The sequence below is a fragment of the Terriglobia bacterium genome, from assembly GCA_020073205.1.
GTDB lineage: Bacteria > Acidobacteriota > Polarisedimenticolia > Polarisedimenticolales > JAIQFR01 > JAIQFR01.
Genome location: JAIQFR010000112.1, coordinates 1 through 13,704 on the forward strand (window position 1 = coordinate 1; position 13,704 = coordinate 13,704).

Here is a 13,704-nt window from a genome sequence, read left to right on the forward strand (position 1 = left end):
CTGCGTCCCGGGCACGCCGGCGGCCTCCGACACCACCTGCAACGGGATCGACGACAACTGCAACGGCCAGTTGGACGAGGGTTACGTCCCGGCGCCGACGAGCTGCGGTGTGGGTGCCTGCGCCAGCACCGGAACGACGTCCTGCGTAAGCGGGGCGATACACGACAGCTGCGTGCCGGGCGCGCCGGCCCCGACCGATGCGACCTGCAACGGGATCGACGACAACTGCAACGGGCAGGTGGACGAAGGCTACGTCCCGGTGGCGACGAGTTGCGGGGTCGGTGCCTGCGCCAGCACGGGCGTGACCTCGTGCGTCGGCGGCGCGGTGCACGACGGCTGCGTCCCGGCCACCCCATCGGGCAACGACACCGACGGCGACGGGATCGACGACGCCTGCGACAATTGCCCGACCGTTTACAACCCGAGCCAGCAGGACTCCTTGGGTAACGGCATCGGCGATGCGTGCCGGTGCCTCACGGTCACGTGCACGGAGCCGGATGCGTGCCATCTTCCGGGAATCTGCGAACCCGCGACCGGGCTGTGCTCGACCCCCGGGATCGCGCCGGCTGACACGCCCTGCAACGACGGCAACGCCTGCACGCAGACTGATACCTGCCAGACCGGCGTCTGCGTCGGCTCGAACCCGGTCACCTGCACCGCCCTCGATCGGTGCCACGAGATCGGCGTCTGCAACACGGGCACCGGGATCTGCTCCAACCCGGAGAAGCCGAACGACTCGCCGTGCAACGACGGCAACGCCTGCACGCAGACCGATACCTGCCAAACCGGCGTCTGCGTCGGATCCAACGCGGTCATTTGCACCGCGCTCGACCAGTGTCACGAGGTCGGCGTCTGCAACGCGGGCACCGGGATCTGCACCAACCCGGAGAAGCCCAACGACTCGCCGTGCAACGACGGGAACGCCTGCACGCGAACCGATACCTGCCAATCCGGCTTCTGCGTCGGATCCAACACGGTCACTTGCACCGCGCTCGACCAGTGCCACGAAGCGGGTACCTGCGACACGGGAACGGGTATTTGCTCCAACCCGGAGAAGCCGAACGACTCGCCGTGCAACGACGGCAACGCTTGCACCCAAACGGACACTTGCCAGACCGGCGTCTGCGTCGGCTCGAACCCGGTGACCTGCACCCCGCTCGACCAGTGCCACGAGGCCGGCGTCTGCGACACCGGCACGGGCATCTGCCCCAACCCTGAGAAGCCGAACGACTCCCCCTGCAACGACGGCATCGCCTGCACGCAGACCGATACCTGCCAAGCCGGCGTCTGCGTCGGCTCGAACCCGGTTACGTGCGCCGCGCTCGATCAGTGCCACGAGGCGGGCATCTGCGACACGGGAACGGGTATTTGCTCCAACCCGGAGAAGCCGAACGACTCGCCGTGCAACGACGGCAACGCTTGCACCCAAACGGACACTTGCCAGACCGGCGTCTGCGTCGGCTCGAACGCGGTGATATGCACGCCGCTCGATCTGTGCCACGACGCTGGAGTTTGCGATCCGGCGACGGGAGTTTGCTCCAATCCGTTGAAGCCGGGGGCGCCGTGGACGACGTACTACCAGGACGCGGACGGCGACGGTTACGGGAACTCCGCGGTGACCGTGCAGGCCTGCACGACGCCCACGGGCTACGCGGCCAACGACCGCGACTGCAACGACACCGATCCCGGGGTCCATGGCGCCCCGATCGAAGTCGTCGACCTCATGGTCGATGTCGGGGGAACCACCGGGACGCATCTGACCTGGGCCAGTCAGAGCGTGTCGGCCGGGGCCGGAACCGTCTACGACCTCGTCACCGGACTCGTATCCGAGATAGACGAAGACTCGGGATTCCAGCGGGCCTCGTGCCTGACGTCGAATTGGCCGACCGGCGAGTACGACGACGCCCGTTCCGCGCCTCCGACGGAGAGCATCGCCATCTACTATTATCTGGTGCGTGCCAAGAACTCCTGCGGGGTGAGCTCCTACGGGGATTCGAACATGATCCCGGGCCCGAGGGAGGCCCTCGACGCGTCGAATCCCTGCCCGTGAGCGAAGAGCGGCCGGCGGCGCGCGAAGCAAGAAGGGCGACCCGCTCCGGCCCCCGCCTCACGGAGCGTCGGCCAGGGCCGGCCGTTTGAGAGCGAGCTTGTCGATCTTCCCGGAGGCGTTCCTCGGGAACTCCCGGAGCGACCGGAGCGTCGTCGGGATCTTGTAAGCGGGCAATCGCTCCCTGCACCACGCGAGGATCCCCGCGCCGTCCTGCGGGTGCCCCGGACGCAGGGTCACGAATGCCGCGATCGACTCGCCGAGAATCTCGTCCGGCACCCCGACGACCGCGGCCTCGTGCACGGCAGGGTGTTCGACCAGCACCTCCTCGATCTCCTTCGGGGAGATCCGGTGGGCCCCGGACTTGATCATCTCGCGCTTGCGTCCCACGACGTAGAGGAATCCTTCCTCGTCCCGTCGTCCGAGGTCGCCCGTGTGGTAGCCGTTCTCGTCCAGAACGGCCGCGGTCTCCTCGGGCGCGTTCCAGTACCCCTCCATGATGTTGGACCCGCGCGCGACGATCTCCCCGATCTCGCCGATCTCCACCTCGGCACCGTCGTCTCTCAGCACCCGCAGCTCGACGTTGGGGATCGCTTTGCCGATGCTCCCGATCTTGCGGGGCAGATCGGCGGGCTCGAGGTAGGAGAGGCGCGCGGAAGCCTCCGTCGCGCCGTACATGATGTAGATCTCCTTGCCGGGCAGGGCTTCGATGAGTCGGCGCGTCAGCTCCGGCGCCATCGCGCCGCCCGCCTGCGTGACGTACCGGAGGCTCGGGAGACGACGGGACGCGAGGTTCGACTTGTTCAGCAGGATGGCGAAGGTGGAGGGCACTCCCGCGAGGCCGGTCGCCTCGGACCGCTCGAGGGTGTCCAGAGCCTGCTGCGGGTACATGAACCGGTTCTCGATGACCACGCTCCCGCCGGCCGCGACGTGCGTGTTGAGCAGCGACTTGCCGTAGACGTAGTGGAACGGGAGGACGACCATCCCGCGGTCCGCCGGGGTCAGCCCGAGGTACTGCACGATCGAGCGAGTGTTGGCGACGATGTTGAGGTGACGGAGGATCGCGCCGCGCGGCCTCCCGGTGCTTCCCGACGTGTACACGATCGCCGCGCGATCGAGGTCGATTCCCCGCACCGGCGGGGCCTGATCGCTCATCGCGGAGAGGACGACGGAGGGCTCCAGGATCCGGCACACACCGAGTCCGGCGGGCTCGGCGGAATCCGGCGGAGCGGGCCCGAGCACGAACTCGATCCCGTGGAGGCCCGCGATGCCCGCCACGGCCCGCGCCTGCGTCGGGCCGCAGACCACGCCCCGCGCCCCACAATCGGCGAGCAGCGCCCGGTGGGTTCTCGAATCGCCGGCCGTGCTGAGCGAGACGACGACGCCACCGGCCTTCAGAATCCCGTAGTACGCCTCGACGTACCACCGGGAGTTGTCCGCGATCAACCCGACCCGGTCCCCGCGATGAATCCCCTCTGCGACGAGCGCCCGCGCCACCCGATTCGAGGCCCGCTCCGCCTCCGCGTAGGTCGAGCGATCCCGTCCATCGAGGACGAGGGGAGCGTCGGGGCGCGCTTGGGCGGCGCGCGCGAGCATGTCATGAACGAGGGGGAACCGCATTTCGGCCATCCGCGGCGAGAAATCTAGTTCAGGACTCACCGCGGCGCCACGCGGCAGGCCTTCCGGCCCAGGAGGCGGACGGGTTGCGTTACCGGCCTCGCGGTTCCTTCGGACCCTGTAAATCTGGAAGAAGCATAAATTACACCGGGCACGGATAAATTACCGATTCGTAAGAATTCGTCCGTCCGAGGTGTCGGGTTTGGGTGGATCGATCACGGTGGACCAAGCCCAACTCACTGCGAAGAAGCAAGATAGTCACTTCGTCTGAATGTTCAGCGTTCGACGGCGGGATGGCATTCCCCTTGCCGATTGCCCCCGGGGGCGGTGGATCTCCAGGCGGAGGTGGGGATGCTCGGACTCAGCCTCATTCGTCGTTCTTGGATCATGGCACTGGTCCTCGTGATCCCGGCTCCCACGTCCGCCGGCACGATCACCCTCGCCTGGAATGGCGTGAGTGGCGCGACCGGCTATCGGATCTACTACGGAACGGCGACCGGACAATACACCGCCTCGATGGACGGGGGAAACGCCTGCCAGTCCGCCGGGGAAACCGCGACGTGCCAGGCGACCGTGGCAAGCCTCGCCGACTGCACGACGTGGTATCTGGCCGTCAAGGCTTACAACGCCGCGGGCGAGGAATCGCCCGACTTCTCCAATGAAGTCTCAGGCTGGCCGGCACCGCGGATCGACAGCCTGACCACGATCTCCACTCGGCAGGGGACCCAGGTGACGGTGGGGGTCCGAGGAGCCAATTTCCCGGCGGGCTCCTCGCTCGAGTTCGTTCCTCCGTCCGGAGAGACGGTCGTGTGCGGCTCTCCGCCCGCGCCCGTGCCCAACCCCAGTCTCGGAAACGTCCGCGCCGACTCCGTCTCCGTGACGAGCTGCGACGGTGCGGGCTGCTGCCAGGGCATGCAGAGCCTCGTCTCGGCGGCGGGCTCGATCGTGGGCGAACAGGCCGCGGAGGTCGGCAAGTGGGACGCGACGGTGCTGGCGCCGGCGGGTCCCGACGGCCGGCATGTCTTCGGGACGAGACATCAGGCGTTCGAGGTCCTGATCAATCCGATTCGCTTCGACGTGAATACGAGCGACGAATCGACGGGCGGCGTGAAGAGGTTGACCACCGCCGACACGCAGTGGCTGCTCAGCTCGAACGCGAGTTTCCTCGTAAACCCGAATTCGTGCCGACGGGACCCTCGCTATCTCGAGGTTGTCGATCTGGACGGCAACGGCATGATCGACGGTGAAGACATCGCGTACATCTACTCGTCAGGGGTGACGGATCTCCTGGAAACCTGCTGGAACGGAACGACCTGGAGCGCCAGCGCATGTCCATCACGATGAGAGCTCACGCGAGCGCGCGACGAGGGGGACTCCGGATCATGAGCGTCGCTGCCAAGGGGTTGCTACTGACGTTGGCCGTACTCGAGCTGGCCTGCGGTGGCGGTGGATCCAGCACCGGCAAGGTCATCTCGCCCAGCCCCACGCCACCCACCGCCAGCTTCGTGCCGGCGAGGTTCACGCCTGGTGGTCACCTGGTGACCATGGCCGAGGGGACCAAGGCCGGCGACGCGGTGACGGTCCTGGTGCAGGTGTCCGGCACGAGCGGGTTGTACGGAGCGGGCTTCAACGTCGGCTACAACGCGGATTACGTCACCTACGTCGGTTGGTCGGCGGGTGGGCTCCTCGAGACCGGAGGCAACCAGGTCAACTACATCGTGTCGAACAAGCCGTCGCTCGGCGCTGTCGTCGTGAACGCGACGCGCGTCGGCAGCGAGCCCGCAATCGACGTGTCGGGGACGATGACGGTCATCACCCTGACCTTCCGGGTCGCCACGATGGGCTCGTTCCCGCTCACGTTCGAGAGCGACGCCACTTTGTACGACGCCCAGATTCCTTCTCAGCCCATCCCGGGCCTCGTCTGGTACGGGGGCTCCCTCCAGGGGAGCTGAACCGCTCGGCCGAGGGGGGGACGGATGTCGTGCCAGGGCGAGATCATTCGGGAGACCACCACGGACTTGCCTCCCGCGGGACCGGAACCTAGATTCCAACCTCGTAACGGGTCAGGGCACGACCGATCGTCCGGCGGTGGGTGGCGCCGCCGCGGGGAGGCCTCGAGTCCCATGGGCGGAGTGTGCGGCGTGTCGGCCGCGCAACCCACGACCGTTCACGAGGATCAGTTCTATCGAGGCCTCGTGAACGGGATGCGGTGCGGCATTCTCACGATCGATCGTGAGGGGCGCCTCGTCTTGATGAACGAGCCGGCGCGCCTGATCCTGGAGCTGCCGGACCTCCCCGTCTGCGGGACCCCGGTCGAGGCGGCGCTCGGGGAGCATCCGCAGCTCGCCCAGATCCTCCGGGAGTCGTTCAGCATGTCGAGTCTCCCGAACCGCGCGGAGATCGATCTCCGGTCCCGCTCCGAGAGTGGAAAGACCATCGGCTTCACGCTGTCCCTCGTCCCCGGGGAGGACGGCGAGCCGATGGGCGCCGCGGTCTTCTTCAAGGACCTCACCCACGTCGAGCACAAGGAGGAGCAGGAGCGGCTCCGAGATCGGCTCGCGGCCCTCGGGCAGATGGCCGCGAATCTCGCTCACGAGATCCGCAACCCCCTGGCCGCCATCGAGGTGAGCTGCTCGCTCCTGAAGCGGCGTCTATCGGCGGAAACGGCCGGACGAGACCTCCTCGACAAGATCATCGCCGAGGTGCTGCGCCTCAACCGGACCATCACGTCGAGCCTTGAGTTCGTCCGGCCCGTGTCGCTTTCCCTCGCCCCGGCCAGGATCGAGCCGGTGCTGGACGAGGCACTGAACGTCGCCTCCGGCCGCCGCGGGCGTCCCGGGATCGCGATCGAGCGACGCTTCGCCGAAGGCATCCCTCCTTGTCTCATGGATCGGGGACAGCTCCGCCAGGTCTTCGAGAACGTGTTCCTCAACGCCATGGAAGCGATGGGCGAGGAAGGGATGCTCACGATCGAGACGTCGCTGACCCGGGCGCCGGCGGCCGCGAGCACGCCCTACCGTCCGGCGGGAAGGTCCAAGGGCGACCCGTGGCAGGGCTTCGACCGGTACCTCACGGTGACGGTCTCCGATACCGGCCCGGGCATCGCCGAGGAGCATCGCGACAAGCTGTTCTATCCGTTCTTCACCACCAAGAAGCAGGGGTCCGGAGTCGGGCTCTCCATGGCCAAGAAGATCGTGGACAGTCACCGGGGCCTGATCGACGTCGTCGGAACGCAGGGATGCGGCGCCGTGTTCACCGTCCGAATCCCCATGGTCGGGGCGGCAGCGGAGTGACCGAATGAAGAAGATCCTGGTCGCCGAGGACGAGCCGACGCTCCGCGAGGGGATCGCGGCGGCCTTCCGCGACCGCGACTGGCAGGTTTCGGAGGCGTCGGACGCCTCGCAAGCGATCACGCGCCTCGAGGAGGAAGTGTTCGACGTCCTCCTGACCGACTACAAGATGCCGGACCGGAGCGGCCTCGAGGTCCTGAAGCGCTGCAAGATGCTGAACGAGGGGACCGTCGCGGTCGTGATGACCGCCTACGGGACGGTCGAGTCCGCCGTGGAGGCGATGAAGGCCGGCGCCTTCGACTACGCGCTGAAGCCTTTCGACCTGGAGGAGCTCGAGCTGAAGGTGGAGCGTGCCCTCGAGCATCGCCGCCTTCTGGCGCGGCTCCAGGCGTACGACCGCGAGACGATCATCCCGAAGTTCGAGAACATCGTGGGCGAGAGCCCGCAGATGAAGGAGGTCTTCCGGACGATCGAGAAGGTCGCCCGGTCCAACGCCACCGTCATCGTCTTGGGAGAGACCGGCGTCGGAAAGGAGCTGGTCGCCGAGGCGCTCCACCGGAATTCGAGCCGCGCGGACCGCCCGTTCGTGAAGATGAACTGCGCGGCGCTCCACGAGAACCTCCTGGAGTCCGAGTTGTTCGGCCACGAGCGCGGCGCGTTCACCGGCGCCGATCGGCAGCGGACCGGGCGGTTCGAGCTGGCCAACGAGGGGACGCTGTTTCTGGACGAGATCGGGAACATGAGCCCGTCCACCCAGGCCAAGGTCCTCAGGGTCCTCCAGGAGCGGGAGTTCGAGCGGCTGGGCGGCTCTCGGACCATCAAGGTCGACGTGCGCGTCGTCGCGGCCACCAACAAGAACCCGGAGGAGGCGGTGCGGCGCGGCGAGTTCCGCGAGGACCTGTACTACCGCCTCAACGTGGTGAACATCAAGGTGCCGGCGCTCCGCGAGCGGAAGGAGGACATCGTCCCGCTGGCCAGCCACTTCATCCAGCGCTTCGCCTCCGAGCTGAAGAAGGACGTCCGCGGGCTCGAGCCGAATGCGGTCAAGAGTCTGAAGAGGCACACGTGGCCGGGGAACATCAGGGAGCTCGAGAACGCCATCGAGCGCGCGGTCCTGATGTGCGAGGGGCGCTTCATCGGCGACGAGGACCTGAATCTGTTCGCGTCCGGTACCGGGCCTTCCGCCTCGGACGGCCTCGCGTCGCTCAACCTGCGCCTGCCGCCCAACGGTATCGACCTCGACGACCTGGAGAAGCAGGCGATCCTCGAGGCGCTCCGGATCAACAACTGGGTGCAGAAGGACGCCGCGAAGTTCCTCGGAGTCTCGTCGAGGGTGATGAACTACAAGGTCGCCAAGTACGAGATCAAGAGCCCCCGCTGGAGCAAGAACAAGCTGGTGGGCTGAGGTTGCCCGCGCGCCGCGACGGATTTGACTGCCCCCGGGCACCGCACCTAGAATCACCCGGTTCCGCGGAGGCCCGGCGTCCTCGATGCCGGCATTCCTTCCGGGAGGGGGCATGTTCTCGAAGCGCGTCCTGGAACTCGACGGCGCCAGGGTCGTGGGGTCGCTGGCGGAGTCGATCCGCAGGATCGTCGTCTCGGACCTCAAGCGTCGCGGCGCGGTGGTGGGAATCTCAGGCGGGATCGACAGCTCCCTCGTGGCCGCGTTGTGCGCGCGGGCCCTCACCCCCGGCCGGGTCGTCGGTCTCCTCATGCCCGACCGAGACTCGTCGCACGAGAGCCTCGAGCTGGCGGGGCTCTTGGCCTCGCGCCTCGGCATACGCACGGAAACGGTGGAACTCGGGCCAGCGCTCGATGCCATGGGGTGCTACCGGTACCGCGACGACGCCATCCGGTCCGTGATCCCGGAGTTCGCGGAGGGCTGGAGATCCAAGATCGTCCTCCCACCCATCACGGGGAGTACTCGGCTCAACGTCTTCCAGGTGGTGGCCCAGGCGCCGTCGGGAGCAACCCGGCGCGCACGCCTTCCGCTCGAGGCGTACCTCGAGGTCGTCGCCGCGTCCAACATGAAGCAGCGTGCAAGGACGCTCACCGAGTACTTCCACGCGGAGCGACACCACTACGCGGTGGCCGGGACCCCCAACCGGCTGGAGTACGATCAGGGGTTCTTCGTGAAGGGTGGTGACGGTCTCGCGGATTTCAAGCCGATCGCGCACCTTTACAAGACCCAGGTCTACGCCCTCGCTGCGGAGCTCGACGTGCCCGAGGAGATCCGGCGGCGCCCGCCGACCACGGACACGTACTCGATGCCGCAGACCCAGGAGGAGTTCTACTTCGCGCTGCCTTACGATCGGATGGATCTCTGCCTGTGGGCGCACAACCACGGCGTGCCGGCGGCGGAGGTCGCGCCGGTGGTCGGGATCACCGAGGCGGAGGTGCGGAGCGTGTACGACGACATCGAGTCGAAGCGAAGGACGACCCGCTACCTGCACCTACCGCCCGTGCTCGTCGAGGAGGTGCCGGAGGTCCGGCGCCACGCCGGCGCCCCCTGAGCCGCGGGCCCACGCGATCATCCGAGGAAGGACGCGCATGGAAGAGGTGGAGAGGGAACTGCGGAGCTACGTGGTCGGCAACTTCCTGTTCGGCCGGGACGATCCGTCGCTGGGCAACGGGGATTCCCTCATGGAGCGGGGCGTCGTGGACTCTACCGGCGTGCTGGAGCTGATCCGGCATCTCGAGACGAGATACGGCATCGAGGTGGCGGACGAGGACCTCGTTCCCGCGAACCTCGACAGCGTCTCCAATCTGGCCCGCTTCGTCCTTCTCAGGGCGGGGCGGCTTCCGTAGGGGAAGCGGAGGATCGGCGGGCGCCAGACCTCCGCCCGCCGCTCCGCTGCGGCCATCCACGCCATGTGCGGCATCGCCGGCCTCGTGAACCTGAAGGAGCTCCCGCCGCCGGACGGGGGCCTCCTGCGCCGGATGGCGGGAGCGATCCGGCACCGCGGGCCGGACGAGTTCGGTGTCTACCGGGACGACTGGGCCGGTCTCGCGCACGCTCGCCTTTCGATCATCGACTTGTCGACCGGCCAGCAGCCGCTGTCCAACGAGGACGGGACCCTCTGGATCGTCTTCAACGGCGAGGTCTACAACTATCCCGAGCTCCGGCAGCAGCTCGAGCTCAAGGGGCACCGGTTCCGCACCCATTCCGATACCGAAGTGCTCGTGCACGCGTACGAGGAGTGGGGAGAGCGCTCGGTCGAGCGATTCAACGGGCAGTTCGCGTTGGCCCTCTGGGACCGGCGCGCGCGACGCCTCTTCCTCGCCCGGGACCGGCTCGGCGTGCGGCCCCTCTACCACGCCGCCTCCGGCGAGAGGTTCGCCTTCGCCTCGGAGGTCAAGGCGCTCTTCGCGGACCCCGCGTTTCCCAGGGCGATCGATCCCGAAGGGCTGGATCAGGTCTTCACGTTTTGGACCACCGTGGCGCCCGTCACCGTGTTCCGCGGAATCCGCGAGCTCGAGCCTGGACACACGCTGACCGTCGACTTCTCTCAGCCCCGCGGCCCGGCGATGCGCGAGCGCAAGTACTGGCAGCCTCGATTCCCCGCTCGGGGCGAGCCGTACGAACTGCCGCTCCCGGAGGCCGCCGAGGCGCTCCGGGCGCAGCTGGAGCGCGCCACCCGGCTCCGCATGCTCCGGTCGGACGTGCCGGTGGGATCGTACCTCTCCGGTGGCCTCGATTCGTCGGTCATCGCGGCGCTCGGGCGGAGCGCGAAGGGCGGGATCTTCCGTACCTTCTCCCTTCAGTTCGAGGACGCGGAGTTCGACGAGACGCGTTATCAGAGGCTCATGGTCGAGCAACTGCACTCGGAGCATACCGCCGTCCGCTGTGCCAGGGCGGACATCGCGGAAGCGTTTCCCGAAGTGGTCATTCACGCCGAGCGTCCGATCCTGAGGACGGCACCCGCACCCCTTTACCTCCTTTCGCGGCTGGTGCGCGAGAGCGGCTTCAAGGTGGTCCTCACGGGGGAGGGGAGTGACGAAATGCTCGGGGGGTACGACATCTTTCGCGAGGCGAAGGTGCGGGCCTTCTGGGCGAGACAGCCGGACTCCGAGCGCCGCCCGATCCTGCTCGATCGACTGTACCCGTACCTTGCTCGCTCGCCGTCCTCCGCCCGGGCCATGGCCAGGAAGTTCTTCGCGCAGGGGCTCGATCGGAGCGATCATCCCGCGTTCTCCCACCTGCCGCGCTGGACGTCCGCCGCGGCGCTGAAGCGCTTCTTCTCGGCACCGCTCCTGGGAGAGATCCGAGGGATCGACGCCGTCGAGCGGCTCGTGGCCGACCTGCCGTCCGAGTTCGCGACGTGGGAACCCTTGTCGCGGGCGCAGTACCTCGAGGTGAGGACGCTGCTGTCCGGGTACCTCCTGTCATCGCAGGGCGACCGGATGCTGATGGCGCACTCGGTCGAAGGGCGGTTCCCGTTTCTCGACCCGGACGTGGTCGAATTCGCCAACGCCCTCCCGGCGTCCTACAAGCTCCACGTGCTCGACGAGAAGCACATCCTGAAGCGGGCCGCCCGTGGGCTCGTGCCGCAGGCGATCCTCGAGCGCCCGAAGCAGCCCTATCGAGCGCCGGACGCCCTGAGCTTCGTCGGGCGCGACGCCCCCGGCTACGTCGACGACGTGCTCTCGCCGGCGGTACTGCGGGCGGCCGGGCTCTTCCGTCCGGAAGCGGTCGCCGGCCTCCTTGCGAAGTGCCGCGCGAAAGCCGGCGAGGGGCAGTTCTCGAACGCGGACAACATGGCCTTTGTCGGGATGCTGTCGTCGCAGATCCTGTGGGACCGCCTCGTCCGCTCCCGCCCCGACGCCCCGGAGCCTCCCGCCGAGGGGGTGATGACGGCGGTGGATCTCACCCGGGAGAGGTCGGGCGGCTAGCGCGGATCGAACCTCCGCCCGAGGAGGAGGTGTCGCGCCCGTGTCAGCGCTTTTACCTCCAGCTGCCGGACGCGCTCGCGGGAGCAGCCCAACGTGCGGCCGATCGCGTGGAGCGTCAGCGGGACCTCGCCGTCCAGCCCGAAGTGCGTGCTGAGGATCAGCCGCTCCTGTTTCGGCAGGAACGGCAGGATGGCGCGTATCGCATCGGCGAGCTCCTGCTGCAGGAGCGGGACGTCCGGACCGTCGTCGTCCGTGGCGAGCTTCTCGAGGATGCCTCGGTCGCCGTCGCTCCGGGTGAACGCCTCCAGGGAGACGAGCCTCTGGCGCGCGGCTCGACGAGGCGGAAGGTCCCGTCGCGCGCCGGCCGGCGAACCCGCGGAGGCCCCGTTGCCGTCGGTCGGCTGTGGCAACGGGGAGGAGAGCTGCGAGACCGTGCGGTTCAGCGCCGCGACCATGTGCTTGCGGATCCACCAGGCCGCGTAGCTGCTGAACCGAACTCCGCGCGTCGGATCGAAGCGCCGGGCGGCCTCCATCAGGCCGAGATTCCCCTCGCTGATCAGGTCCTCGATGGGCGTCCCGGAGTTCCGGTATTCGCGGGCGATCCTGACCACGAATCGCAGATTGGACTCGATGAGGAGCTTGCGCGCCTCCTCGTCCCGCGCGTGGCTCTTGACCGCGACTCGGAACTCTCCGCTGGTGGAGAGGAAATCGTACTGGCGGATCTCCCGGAGATAGCTCTCGAGCGCCCCGCGGTATCCGGAGCCGCGCGCCTTACGGTGCGGCGGGTTCGTCATGCCAACTGGAGCCCTCCTCGGTCCCGCGGTCGCGTCGCTCCCCGAATCCGCCGGGATCCGCTGCCATTCCATGTAGGCTCATTCCCGCCCGCCGTCAACCCGATTGCCTCCTTCCGCCGGTTTTCCTGCGGCGCGCCGTCTGCGCCGGTTGCGGCTAGACTGTCGTCCGCCGGCAGCCCGGCGGGGAGGGCGTCGATGGCCCAGCGCGTGGACTGGCACACGTACTTCATGAACATGGCGCGGCAGGCGGGGACCCGCTCGACCTGCGACCGCAAGCACGTCGGCGCCGTCATCGTCCGGGACAAGACGATCCTCTCCACGGGGTACAACGGCTCGATCCGCGGGATGCCGCACTGCGACGACATCGGCCACCTCATGGAGAACGACCACTGCGTGGCGACCGTGCACGCGGAGGCCAATGCCATCATCCAGGCGGCGAAGAACGGGGTCCGCATCGACGCCGCCGAGCTGTACACCACCGCCTCCCCGTGCTGGAACTGCTTCAAGCTGATCGCGAATGCCGGGATCCGGACGATCTACTACGGCGAATTCTACCGTGACGAGAGGAGCGTCGAGATCGCGCGCACCCTGGACATCCGCCTCGTCGATCTGAGCGGCGCGCTCGGCGAAGGCTGAGTCGCCGCCGCCGGATATGGAAAGAGCCGGCGCCTGGCGCCGGCTCTTTCCGTTCGGTACTGAGATGTCTTGGCGGCGGAAGCTACTTCTTCGCGACCTTCTTCTTCGCGACCTTCTTCTTCGCCGTCTTCTTCGCGGCTTTCTTCTTCGTGGCCATCGATCGGTCTCCTTTCCCGGGTCTTTCGTTGAGCCCAACCCCGGGGCATGGGGCTCAAGATCTGGGACCATCTCCAGATCGGTGCCCAATATATAGGGCTCCGTGCTCTTGTCAAGAGTTTTTTGAGGCCGGGGATGCGGGAACGGCGGAACGAGGGAGACCTACTGCCTGACGCATTATTTAGTTAACAATCGTGGCTTTCTGTAGTAGTCTCGCCGCATGGCCGAACGACGAGATACTGCGGCATTTGAAGACCGACGTTTCCAGGCC

At 67.6% G+C, this 13,704-nt stretch carries 11 protein-coding genes; 9 read left to right on the forward strand and 2 right to left on the reverse strand.

The annotated features are described in order from the left end of the window. Positions 1-2,050, forward strand: a 2,050-nt coding sequence (locus tag LAO51_17225; GenBank protein ID MBZ5640484.1) for a hypothetical protein, incomplete at its 5' end; no start/stop codon positions are given. A 57-nt stretch (positions 2,051-2,107) separates the two neighbouring features. Here the strand turns inward: LAO51_17225 and LAO51_17230 are convergent. Next, the gene (locus LAO51_17230; GenBank protein MBZ5640485.1) at positions 2,108-3,667 is read right to left on the reverse strand and encodes an acyl--CoA ligase; all 1,560 of its coding nucleotides are present in this window, start codon (positions 3,665-3,667) and stop codon (positions 2,108-2,110) included. Positions 3,668-4,015: 348 nt separating this feature from the next. On the opposite strand from LAO51_17230, the gene LAO51_17235 reads away from it, so the two are divergent. The 7 genes from LAO51_17235 (at position 4,016) to asnB (ending at position 11,847) form a co-directional block, all read left to right on the forward strand. Beyond that, complete coding sequence (locus tag LAO51_17235) at positions 4,016-5,008, forward strand: hypothetical protein (protein MBZ5640486.1); 993 nt, start codon at positions 4,016-4,018, stop codon at positions 5,006-5,008. A gap of 38 nt (positions 5,009-5,046) precedes the next feature. Next, positions 5,047-5,616: a cohesin domain-containing protein gene (locus LAO51_17240; GenBank protein ID MBZ5640487.1), complete on the forward strand. Its 570-nt coding sequence runs from the start codon at positions 5,047-5,049 to the stop codon at positions 5,614-5,616. A gap of 171 nt (positions 5,617-5,787) precedes the next feature. Beyond that, the gene (locus LAO51_17245) at positions 5,788-6,957 is read left to right on the forward strand and encodes a PAS domain-containing protein (protein ID MBZ5640488.1); all 1,170 of its coding nucleotides are present in this window, start codon (positions 5,788-5,790) and stop codon (positions 6,955-6,957) included. A gap of 4 nt (positions 6,958-6,961) precedes the next feature. Next, positions 6,962-8,359 (forward strand): sigma-54 dependent transcriptional regulator, encoded by a 1,398-nt coding sequence (locus LAO51_17250; protein ID MBZ5640489.1) that lies wholly within the window; start codon positions 6,962-6,964, stop codon positions 8,357-8,359. Between the two features lie 112 nt (positions 8,360-8,471). Continuing rightward, a complete protein-coding gene (nadE, locus tag LAO51_17255) occupies positions 8,472-9,467 on the forward strand; it encodes an NAD(+) synthase (GenBank protein ID MBZ5640490.1) in 996 nt (331 codons plus the stop codon). Positions 9,468-9,504: 37 nt separating this feature from the next. Beyond that, positions 9,505-9,762, forward strand: coding sequence for an acyl carrier protein (locus LAO51_17260; GenBank protein MBZ5640491.1), 258 nt, complete (start codon positions 9,505-9,507; stop codon positions 9,760-9,762). 63 nt (positions 9,763-9,825) lie between these two features. Then, positions 9,826-11,847 carry an asparagine synthase (glutamine-hydrolyzing) gene (asnB, locus tag LAO51_17265; protein ID MBZ5640492.1) on the forward strand — a complete coding sequence of 674 codons (2,022 nt, stop codon included), beginning with the start codon at positions 9,826-9,828 and terminating at the stop codon, positions 11,845-11,847. On the opposite strand, the gene LAO51_17270 is transcribed toward asnB, so the two are convergent. After that, positions 11,844-12,641, reverse strand: a complete 798-nt coding sequence (locus tag LAO51_17270; GenBank protein MBZ5640493.1) for a sigma-70 family RNA polymerase sigma factor — start codon at positions 12,639-12,641, stop codon at positions 11,844-11,846. The two genes, asnB and LAO51_17270, sit on opposite strands and share 4 nt — an antisense overlap. A 195-nt stretch (positions 12,642-12,836) precedes the next feature. Here LAO51_17270 and LAO51_17275 point away from each other — a divergent pair, with 195 nt between their 5' ends. Beyond that, entirely contained in the window at positions 12,837-13,277 is a 441-nt protein-coding gene (locus tag LAO51_17275; protein MBZ5640494.1) for a dCMP deaminase family protein, read from the forward strand. Positions 13,278-13,704: the final 427 nt, after the last annotated feature.

Coding starts and splice junctions, on each gene's coding strand:
- LAO51_17275 (MBZ5640494.1), top strand. CDS start 12,837: ATGGCCCAGCGCGTGGACTGGCACACGTACTTCATGAACATGGCGCGG.
- LAO51_17235 (MBZ5640486.1), top strand. CDS start 4,016: ATGCTCGGACTCAGCCTCATTCGTCGTTCTTGGATCATGGCACTGGTC.
- LAO51_17250 (MBZ5640489.1), top strand. CDS start 6,962: ATGAAGAAGATCCTGGTCGCCGAGGACGAGCCGACGCTCCGCGAGGGG.
- LAO51_17260 (MBZ5640491.1), top strand. CDS start 9,505: ATGGAAGAGGTGGAGAGGGAACTGCGGAGCTACGTGGTCGGCAACTTC.
- LAO51_17240 (MBZ5640487.1), top strand. CDS start 5,047: ATGAGCGTCGCTGCCAAGGGGTTGCTACTGACGTTGGCCGTACTCGAG.
- LAO51_17270 (MBZ5640493.1), bottom strand. CDS start 12,641: ATGACGAACCCGCCGCACCGTAAGGCGCGCGGCTCCGGATACCGCGGG.
- LAO51_17245 (MBZ5640488.1), top strand. CDS start 5,788: ATGGGCGGAGTGTGCGGCGTGTCGGCCGCGCAACCCACGACCGTTCAC.
- nadE (MBZ5640490.1), top strand. CDS start 8,472: ATGTTCTCGAAGCGCGTCCTGGAACTCGACGGCGCCAGGGTCGTGGGG.
- LAO51_17230 (MBZ5640485.1), bottom strand. CDS start 3,667: ATGCGGTTCCCCCTCGTTCATGACATGCTCGCGCGCGCCGCCCAAGCG.
- asnB (MBZ5640492.1), top strand. CDS start 9,826: ATGTGCGGCATCGCCGGCCTCGTGAACCTGAAGGAGCTCCCGCCGCCG.